We start from the raw sequence: 9,247 nt of genomic DNA on the forward strand, positions 1-9,247 counted from the left end.
ATAATGAATTGTTTAGTTAATAGTATAATAACTAGGTAATTATAAGGGAGAAAATGGCAAAGTGATTGTATTTTGTGCAAACAGGCTGTTTTTGAGCGGTTTTATGATACAAGTAATTAAAAACATGTTAAAACCACATCCACCAAAATTTATGAAGTGATGACAATGACGTTAATCTTAAAATTAATTGCCGGTATATTGGGCGGTATTTTAGTGGGCTTATATGTTCCACTGACTGGAGTTGAACTCCTTTACACAGTAAAAGAAATAATTGGGCAGCTGATCACATTCACGATTCCGTTGATTATTTTGTTTTTTATTGCCTCAGGAATTGCGGGTTTACCGAAAGGGTCAGGCCATTTACTGGGTAAAACAGTCGGCTTTGCCTACGGCTCAACAATTATAGCTGGTACTTTAGCAGTGTTGGTTGTCAGTCATATTATTCCATTATTTGATGGCGGCTTAACCTTTGAAGCTGAGATTGCAACTGAGGTTGCCAGTTTTATTGATTTAGAAATTCCACCACTTATGGGCGTAATGACCGCGCTTGCGACAGCATTTGTGTTTGGTATCGGTATGAGCCAATTGCAACTAGAAACGCTAAAAAAAGTATCAGATCAAGGTCGTGACGTGATTGATGGTTTATTAGCGAAAGTGATCATTCCTGCATTACCTTTCTATATTGCAGGTGTATTCGCTGAAATGACCGTTGCAGGGACCGTTGTTGATACCTTACAAACATTTGGTGTGGTATTAATTGCAGCATTAGTGATGCACTGGCTTTGGTTAAGCATTCTTTATATTGGCACTGGGGTATTATTAAAGCGCAATCCGATAGAGTTAATTAAAAATATGCTCCCTGCTTATTTTACTGCATTAGGGACTATGTCTAGTGCGGCAACAATTCCTGTATCTCTGCGTTCGAGCAAAGCTAATAACGTAAAAGAAGATGTAGCAAACTTTACTGTACCACTGTGTGCCACAATACATTTATCGGGTTCAACAATTACCATTGTTACGTGTGCGATGGCGGTTATGTTTTTATCACCTAATATGGATGTTCCCTCGTTATTTGGCATGTTGCCATTTATCATGATGTTAGGTGTAGTGATGATTGCAGCACCGGGTGCACCGGGTGGGGCTGTCATGTCGGCATTAGGTTTGTTAACCAGCATGCTAGGATTTAATGAAGGTGCAGTGGCCTTAATGATCGCGCTTTACCTTGCACAAGACAGCTTTGGTACAGCCTGTAATGTTACCGGTGATGGTGTAATTGCATTGTGGGTAGACCGCTTTAGTGAAAAAGCGTCATCTTAAATTTAGTTATCTGAAACGATATTAGAGTTATCGTTTCAGGCTTTCTGTGTTAGTGTGCAGTATTAAATTGTCACAATGACATGCTGTTGGGTTATATGAGGGTGTCCCATTGATTAATGTACTTTTAGTTGATGACCATGAACTCGTACGAACGGGTATCAAACGTATTTTAAATGATGTTCGTGGGTTTAAAGTAATTGGTGAAGCTAAAACAGGTGAAGAAGCCGTGCAATTTTGCCGTCAGTATTCTCCTGATATTGTGCTAATGGACATGAATATGCCAGGTATTGGTGGGTTAGAAGCGACCAAGAAAATTTGTCGCTATTGCCCTGATGTGAAAATTATTGTGTTAACTGTACATTGTGAAGACCCATTCCCAAGTAAAGTGATGCAAATTGGCGCTCATGGTTACTTAACTAAAGGGGCGGGCTCTGATGAAATGGTTAATGCAATTCGCGCAGTAAATGCTGGACAACGTTATATTGCACCAGAAATCGCGCAACAAATTGCTTTAGCACAAGTGACTGGTCGTACCGATGAAAGCCCTTTTCAAAGCTTATCTGAGCGCGAATTGCAGATCATGTTAATGATCACCAAAGGCGAGAAGGTGCAAGATATTGCTGAGCGACTTAATTTAAGTTCAAAAACAGTGAATAGCTATCGTTATAGAATGTTTGAAAAGCTTAATGTGGGTGGTGATGTTGAACTTACCCATTTAGCTATTCGCCATAAGATGATCGACATCGATAGCGCTCACTAGTCTTGCCCCATGGCAGAATTTGATCACGCCCATTTCTTAAAAACACTATCAAGCGATCCAGGCGTCTACAGGATGCTTGATAGTGACGACAACGTTATTTACGTTGGTAAAGCGAAAAATCTTAAAAAACGTGTTAGTAGCTATTTTCGTAGCAATGTCACGGATGGCAAGACTCGTGCTTTAGTCAGTAACATTAGTGATATTGATATCACTTTAACCAATACTGAAACCGAAGCTTTACTGCTTGAAAATAACTTAATAAAAAAATATCAGCCACGTTACAATATTTTACTGCGTGATGATAAATCCTATCCGTATATTTTATTAACAGCTCACAAACATCCAAGACTTGCATTTCATCGCGGTAGCCGCAAAGTGAAAGGTGAGTATTTTGGTCCATTTCCAAGTGCTGGCGCAGTTTCTGAAAGCTTGCGCTTAATGCAAAAAATATTTCCAGTTCGTCAATGCGAAGATGCGTATTATCGCGCTCGTAGTCGACCATGTTTGCAATTTCAATTAAAACGTTGCTCAGCACCGTGCGTTGGCGAAGTCACTGATGATGAATATAGCCAGCAAGTGGACTTTGTGCGCAAGTTTTTAGCTGGTAAATCACATGAAGTCATTGCAGCATTAATTACTAAAATGGAAGTCGCTAGCCAAGCGTTACAGTTTGAACTGGCGGCGAAAGTACGCGATCAAATAATGTTGCTGCGTAAAATGCAAGAGCAACAGTCAATCTCAGGCAATTATGCTGAAATGGATGTTGTAGGTTTTGCTCATTTAAATGGCCTCAATGGTATTCACTTATTGATGATCCGCGATCATAAAGTGCTTGGCAGTAAAACCTACTTTCCAAAAGTACCCAAAGACTCACAACAACAAGAGATACTAGCGTCATTTCTTGGGCAATATTATTTAGCGCCAGGTGCAACAGGGCGCATAGCGAAAGAAGTGATTTTACCATTTGCGATTGATGAAGCAGATGTGCTGGGTGAAGCGTTAAGTCAAGTAAGTGAGAGAAAAGTCACTTTAAAAACAGTTGCACGCGGTGAGCGCGCGCAATACTTGCAGCTCGCTAATAAGAATGCGCTTAATAGCATTACAGTGAAGCAAAGCACTCAAGATTCAATTAATAAACGTTACGCGCAGCTTAAAGCAACGCTAGGACTTGATGATATTAGCCGTATGGAATGTTTTGACATTAGCCATACCATGGGCGAAAACACGGTTGCCAGTTGTGTGGTATTTGATTCGCAAGGGCCTAATAATAAAGAGTATCGACGTTTTAATGTGACAGGGATCACCGGCGGTGATGATTACGCTGCTATGGAGTTTGCATTAAACAAGCGTTACAACAAGTTAGTAGATGAAGACAAAATTCCAGATGTTATTTTTATCGATGGTGGTAAGGGGCAATTATCGCGGGCTGAGCAATACTTTGCTACTTGGCCGCATGCAAAAATGCCATTACTAGTTGGTGTAGCAAAAGGCACTAGCCGAAAACCTGGGCTTGAAACGCTGTTAATTGATGGAGGTCGTAAAACAATACCAATGGATTCGGATGCGCCGGCGCTACATTTGATCCAACATATTCGAGATGAATCACATCGCTTTGCCATTGCTGGGCATCGTAATAAGCGCCAAAAACAGCGGACACAATCATTATTAGAAGAGATAAACGGAGTTGGCTCGACACGACGACAAACATTATTAAAATTTTTAGGGGGCATGCAGGGAGTAAAAGCTGCTAATATAGACCAATTAAAGCAAGTACCCGGGATCAGCTCTGACATGGCTGAGAAGATATTTAACCATTTGCATGACAAAGGCTAGCCCTTCATGCGAATATAAAAAAAAGACATCCTCAAGTAGTTATGTGGAATATTCCAAACACAATCACAACATTTAGACTTTTTCTTATCCCCATTTTCTTGGTGGTATTTTACTTGCCTTACTCATGGGCTTTCTTTGCTGCCGCTTTTATTTTTTGGCTAGCATCAATCACTGATATTCTCGATGGCTATTTGGCGCGCAAGCTTGAGCAATCAACGCCTTTTGGTGCATTCTTAGACCCTGTTGCTGATAAAGTAATGGTGTGTACGGCATTGGTTGCGCTGGCGAGTTATTATCAATCAATGTATATGACGATCCCTGCTTTAATTATAATTAGTAGAGAAATTGTTATTTCAGCACTTCGAGAATGGATGGCTGAACAAGGGAAACGTGACAATGTAGCAGTGTCCAATATGGGCAAGTTTAAAACGGCTGCACAAATGTTAGCCATTATTGGACTTATTTGGCAATATGATAGTTGGATGATGTACTTAAGTTATGGCTTACTTTACATTGCGACCTTATTAACGGTTACTTCTATGCTGCAATATTTGATAGCAGCGTGGTCTGAATTGACTAAAAACCGAGTCTAAACGTATAATAACGCACCGTTTTAGATAAAAAATAATCAAACAGTTCAAAAGTGGTATTTTTTGTATTGACGCGTTTAATAATCTCTGTAGAATGCGTCCGTGTTGAGAGGGCATAGCCCCCTAGATAAATAAAGCGGCACTAGCTCAGTTGGTAGAGCGCGACCTTGCCAAGGTCGAGGTCACGAGTTCGAGCCTCGTGTGCCGCTCCAGTTTATCTTAAAGGCTAACCCAGATGTTGGGGCGGAATGGCAGAGTGGCCATGCACCGGATTGCAAATCCGTCTACCTCGGTTCGACTCCGGGTTCCGCCTCCATTTCAACAATCCACATGCTTTAAATAGCAAACTCGATGCCCGAGTGGTGGAATTGGTAGACACAAGGGATTTAAAATCCCTCGACTAACAAGTCGTGCCGGTTCAAGTCCGGCCTCGGGCACCACTTTGTGGTTTAGTTACACCGCCAAATGTAACTTTTAAAAATGTAGTAATTAGAATTAATATGATGCGGCACTAGCTCAGTTGGTAGAGCGCGACCTTGCCAAGGTCGAGGTCACGAGTTCGAGCCTCGTGTGCCGCTCCATATTAGTTTTATCCACTTGCTTTAAATAGCAAACTCGATGCCCGAGTGGTGGAATTGGTAGACACAAGGGATTTAAAATCCCTCGACTAACAAGTCGTGCCGGTTCAAGTCCGGCCTCGGGCACCACTTTTAATTATTTTACCAAGATAATTAAAAGTTTTGATAAAAAATTAATAAATACGGCATTAGCTCAGTTGCCAGAACGTTTACCGCGACATGGTCGCGCACCAACGTACAAACTACTGATAATGTTTTATACGGCACTAACTCAGTTGCCAGAACGTTTTACCGCGACATGGTCGCGCACCAACGTACAAATTACTGATAATGTTTTATGCGGCACTAGCTCAGTTGGTAGAGCGCGACCTTGCCAAGGTCGAGGTCACGAGTTCGAGCCTCGTGTGCCGCTCCAAATTATTTGATATGTTTAGGCGGAATGGCAGAGTGGCCATGCACCGGATTGCAAATCCGTTTACCCCGGTTCGACTCCGGGTTCCGCCTCCAAATAATTACTCCACACGCTTTAATTAGCAAACTCGATGCCCGAGTGGTGGAATTGGTAGACACAAGGGATTTAAAATCCCTCGACTAACAAGTCGTGCCGGTTCAAGTCCGGCCTCGGGCACCACTTTATTATATCCCACTATATGCAATTAATTACCTTTTTATTAAGCATCTTCCAGTATACAAATTCAATACAATCCTTTTTTTAGCAATAATTGGCTTTATTTAAAGTCTACGTTTTTATACCATAAGCTCATATGCCCTTAATCTGTCAATTTACTGTCACTCATTACAGTGCGCTTGTTTATTTCTAGTAAAGACAGTGGTATAAAGCAGTTAGATGAAAAATCATAATCGAATTAACACTTTGATTTTACCACTATCAGTAGCTGTGCTTAGAATATGTATAAACCAAAGCAGGCTCCAAGTATCAGCATTAACTCCATTACAAAGTCAATAAGCTTATTAAAAGCGTTGTGCTTGAACTGTTTAGATAATTGCCAACAGGCAGAGAAGGGATGCTAAATAGCGCTAATCCTGATGAATCCCCACGAAAAGAATCAAAAAAGATGAGTAAGGGGATCGACCTTCATGGCTAATTGTGATCAAATTACTTCGCCAAAAACAACCTAAAACAATAGCCATGAAGATCACAAATATAATACATAATGATATTGCCGCTGCCTACCCTGAAATTCACTCTACTCGATTAAATACACTCTTTACTTTCATTGATTCTGGCATGCATGATCAACGTGTGTCTGTAACATATTTAGGGAGGGGGTTGAAAAGCTTATCAAAAACAACGAAGAAAAATGATATTAAACGCGCTGACCGTTTGGTCGGGAACACTCTATTACACAGCGAGCGCCTTTTCTTTTATGACTATATGTCAGCACAATTAATTGAAAATAAAAAGTACCCCATCATATTAGTCGATTGGTCACCTATTAATGGGCAAGGGATGTTTCAAGTATTGCGCGCCAGTATTCCAATGAATGGGAGAAGCTTAACGTTATATGAAAAAATTCACCCGGAAAGTGAACTTAACACCAACAAAGCACATCAAGCATTTTTAGACACGCTTGAACAAATATTGCCTGAAGGATGCATGCCAATCATTGTATCTGACGCTATCTATCGTTCCCCTTGGTTTAAAATAGTTGAAGAAAAAAGTTGGTATTAGATAGGTCGAGTAAGAGGGCAAGTATCACTCTCCTCAGATAAACAAGAGTGGAAAACCAGTTATCAATGGTTTAACGAAGCACGTATTGGTAAGGCTGACTACCTTGGCTCAATTTACTATGGTAAAACAGCAAAGTTCCCATGTAATGCAGCCATTTATAAGCGAAGTCCAAAAGGCCGAAAAGCAAAGAAAAAGCGAGGTGGTACGTCACAAAGAACGACTGATAAAGTGCATCAAAAAGATGCGAAAGAGCCATGGTTACTGGTTTTTAACTTGCCTGAGAAGTTTATGAAGAGTGCTAAAACAGCAGTGAATATTTATAGTCAACGCATGCAAATAGAAGAAAACTTTAGAGATACAAAAAATAATAAGTTAGGAATAGGTTTGGAATGCGCCAACTCAAGAAGTGTTGAGCGTTTTGACAATTTATTGCTTATAGCTGCACTTATTTGTATTTATTATGGTGTATTGGTTGTGCAGCCGTCATAAAAAAGATCCACTATTCATTGCAAGCTAATACACAAAAAGCACGAATGGTGTTATCAATCATAACGATTGCGCGTGAAATTATAAATGATCATAGATACTCCATACCACTTGAAGAATATGTATATGTGTTATCTCAACTATCTAATTTAACTGTTAATATCGAGGGATTACATGAATAAATATTCGAGGGGATCCCTCAGGCGCATATGAGATGAGTGTTGTTATTAATAATAGTTATACTAGGCTAAAACAATAAAAAACCCGAAACGACAATGGTTGTTTCGGGTTTTTTACTTAAAGTATTTTAAGCATAATTACTTATGCCAAATACCCTTTGGAATGGTTTTATTGAGCTTGTCGTTCTTGCTTGGATCAAACGTCGGTAACTTTCCTGCACGTCGTTGAGTGTTATAATCTTTGGCAAGCCATACCACAACGCCAGAAAGCATAAATAACGCTATTACGTTTACGACAGCCATTAAGCCCATAGACACATCTGCTAATGTCCAAACTAGTGGTAATTCACCAAGGGCTCCAAACATCACCATACTTAATACTAATAGTCTAAAGATCAACATGCCAGATGCATGGTTATGCTCTAAGAATAACAAGTTCGTTTCAGCATACGAGTAGTTAGCCACAATAGATGTAAAAGCAAAAAACAAAATAGCGATTGCAACAAATATCGCGCCCCAGCTACCTACATGCTCTTCAAGTGCTGCTTGAGTTAGCGCTATCCCTGTTACATCAGAGCCAGGTACTAATTGCTCCGATAATAAAATAAGTGCAGCAGTTGCAGTACAAATAATAATGGTATCTACAAATACACCTAACATTTGTACATAACCCTGAGAAGCAGGGTGAGGTGGATTTGGAGTCGCGGTTGCTGCAGCGTTAGCAGCACTACCCATACCCGCTTCGTTTGAGAATAATCCGCGCTTGATCCCTTGGAGCATCGCTTGCATTACACCATAACCAATTGCACCAGCGCCAGCTTGCTCAAGACCAAAAGCACTTCTAATTACATTCATAAATACATCAGGCAATTCAGTGTAATTTACAGCACATATATACAGTGCAACGATAAGATAAGCAGCGGCCATAAATGGCACTGCTAATTCAGCAAATCGTGAAATTGTTTTTAGGCCACCAAATATGATGATTCCCGAACCAATAACAAGTGCTATACCTACTATATAGTTAGGAATGCCAAAGGCGACTTCAAAAGCAGCAGCGATAGAGTTTGACTGCACCGCATTAAAAACTAAACCAAAGGCTAAAATTAAACATAGTGAGAACACGATGCCCATCCAGCGTTTGCCAAGTCCGTATTCCATATAGTAAGCAGGGCCACCACGAAAGTTACCTTCTTCATCGCGTGTTTTATATGCCTGAGCCAATGTGCTCTCTGCAAAGCTGGTTGCCATACCGATCAAAGCAATTAACCACATCCAAAAAATAGCACCAGCACCACCTAAATATAACGCGACTGCTACACCTGCCATATTACCGGTGCCAACACGGGCGGCTAGAGAAGTACAAAATGCTTGGAAAGAAGAAATACCGCCTTCAGAGCCTTGACGACTCTGAAACATTACTTTGATCATGTGTGGAAACTGTACGAATTGGATAAAGCCAAGGCGTATGGTAAAAAATAGCCCTGCAGCTATTAATAAGTACACTAAAATATGACCCCATAAGAGACCACTTATACTATTTATTATATCTATCATGTGTGTTACCTAGTGAACGAGTTGTAAATATCGGGCGCAACTTACCACAAGCACGGTAAATAGTTTAGTAAACAGCGCAAAAAAAATGAGTTGTCCACAGGGTTTTGTGGGTAACGTGTGTTTCTGGGTGGGGTATCCTTGGGGTAAAATTTAAATGCAAAAAACTTCATAAAAACGCTTGCGTAAAATTCGCCGCGCCCTATAATGCGACCCCACTGAGACGGCAGACAGCAACGCTTAGCGAGGCAAGAGTC

The 9,247-nt window shown here is 40.5% G+C and carries 5 protein-coding genes, 8 tRNA genes and 1 pseudogene; 13 read left to right on the forward strand and 1 reads right to left on the reverse strand.

The window, feature by feature from the left end:
* Window positions 1-165 precede the first annotated feature (165 nt).
* The 13 genes and pseudogenes from J7338_RS08710 (at window position 166) to J7338_RS08770 (ending at window position 7,439) form a co-directional block, all read left to right on the forward strand.
* Window positions 166-1,317, forward strand: a complete 1,152-nt coding sequence (locus J7338_RS08710) for a dicarboxylate/amino acid:cation symporter (protein ID WP_210796711.1) — start codon at window positions 166-168, stop codon at window positions 1,315-1,317.
* Between the two features lie 109 nt (window positions 1,318-1,426).
* Window positions 1,427-2,077 carry a UvrY/SirA/GacA family response regulator transcription factor gene (gene uvrY / locus J7338_RS08715; RefSeq protein ID WP_210796712.1) on the forward strand — a complete coding sequence of 217 codons (651 nt, stop codon included), beginning with the start codon at window positions 1,427-1,429 and terminating at the stop codon, window positions 2,075-2,077.
* A gap of 9 nt (window positions 2,078-2,086) precedes the next feature.
* The gene (uvrC, locus tag J7338_RS08720) at window positions 2,087-3,910 is read left to right on the forward strand and encodes an excinuclease ABC subunit UvrC (protein WP_210796713.1); all 1,824 of its coding nucleotides are present in this window, start codon (window positions 2,087-2,089) and stop codon (window positions 3,908-3,910) included.
* 41 nt (window positions 3,911-3,951) lie between these two features.
* Entirely contained in the window at window positions 3,952-4,503 is a 552-nt protein-coding gene (gene pgsA / locus J7338_RS08725) for a CDP-diacylglycerol--glycerol-3-phosphate 3-phosphatidyltransferase (RefSeq protein ID WP_210796714.1), read from the forward strand.
* Window positions 4,504-4,636: 133 nt separating this feature from the next.
* Window positions 4,637-4,712, forward strand: a tRNA-Gly gene (locus J7338_RS08730).
* Between the two features lie 30 nt (window positions 4,713-4,742).
* Window positions 4,743-4,816 (forward strand) — tRNA-Cys (locus J7338_RS08735).
* A 37-nt stretch (window positions 4,817-4,853) separates the two neighbouring features.
* Window positions 4,854-4,940, forward strand: a tRNA-Leu gene (locus tag J7338_RS08740).
* A gap of 65 nt (window positions 4,941-5,005) precedes the next feature.
* Window positions 5,006-5,081: transfer RNA gene (locus J7338_RS08745), tRNA-Gly, on the forward strand.
* A 39-nt stretch (window positions 5,082-5,120) separates the two neighbouring features.
* A tRNA-Leu gene (locus J7338_RS08750) sits at window positions 5,121-5,207 on the forward strand.
* Window positions 5,208-5,417: 210 nt separating this feature from the next.
* Window positions 5,418-5,493, forward strand: a tRNA-Gly gene (locus J7338_RS08755).
* Between the two features lie 18 nt (window positions 5,494-5,511).
* Window positions 5,512-5,585 (forward strand) — tRNA-Cys (locus tag J7338_RS08760).
* A 37-nt stretch (window positions 5,586-5,622) separates the two neighbouring features.
* Window positions 5,623-5,709: transfer RNA gene (locus J7338_RS08765), tRNA-Leu, on the forward strand.
* Between the two features lie 519 nt (window positions 5,710-6,228).
* Window positions 6,229-7,439 (forward strand): annotated as a pseudogene (locus tag J7338_RS08770) (IS4 family transposase).
* A gap of 135 nt (window positions 7,440-7,574) precedes the next feature.
* Here the strand turns inward: J7338_RS08770 and J7338_RS08775 are convergent.
* On the reverse strand, window positions 7,575-8,993 hold the full coding sequence (locus tag J7338_RS08775) for an alanine/glycine:cation symporter family protein (protein ID WP_210796715.1): 1,419 nt from the start codon (window positions 8,991-8,993) through the stop codon (window positions 7,575-7,577).
* Window positions 8,994-9,247: the final 254 nt, after the last annotated feature.

Origin of the sequence: Pseudoalteromonas ostreae (assembly GCF_018069805.1) — a bacterium.
Lineage (GTDB): Bacteria > Pseudomonadota > Gammaproteobacteria > Enterobacterales > Alteromonadaceae > Pseudoalteromonas > Pseudoalteromonas ostreae.

Bases quoted from the DNA above. Each gene is read 5' to 3' on its own strand.
- J7338_RS08775 (WP_210796715.1), bottom strand. From the start codon at position 8,993: ATGATAGATATAATAAATAGTATAAGTGGTCTCTTATGGGGTCATATT.
- uvrC (WP_210796713.1), top strand. From the start codon at position 2,087: ATGGCAGAATTTGATCACGCCCATTTCTTAAAAACACTATCAAGCGAT.
- pgsA (WP_210796714.1), top strand. From the start codon at position 3,952: ATGTGGAATATTCCAAACACAATCACAACATTTAGACTTTTTCTTATC.
- J7338_RS08710 (WP_210796711.1), top strand. From the start codon at position 166: ATGACGTTAATCTTAAAATTAATTGCCGGTATATTGGGCGGTATTTTA.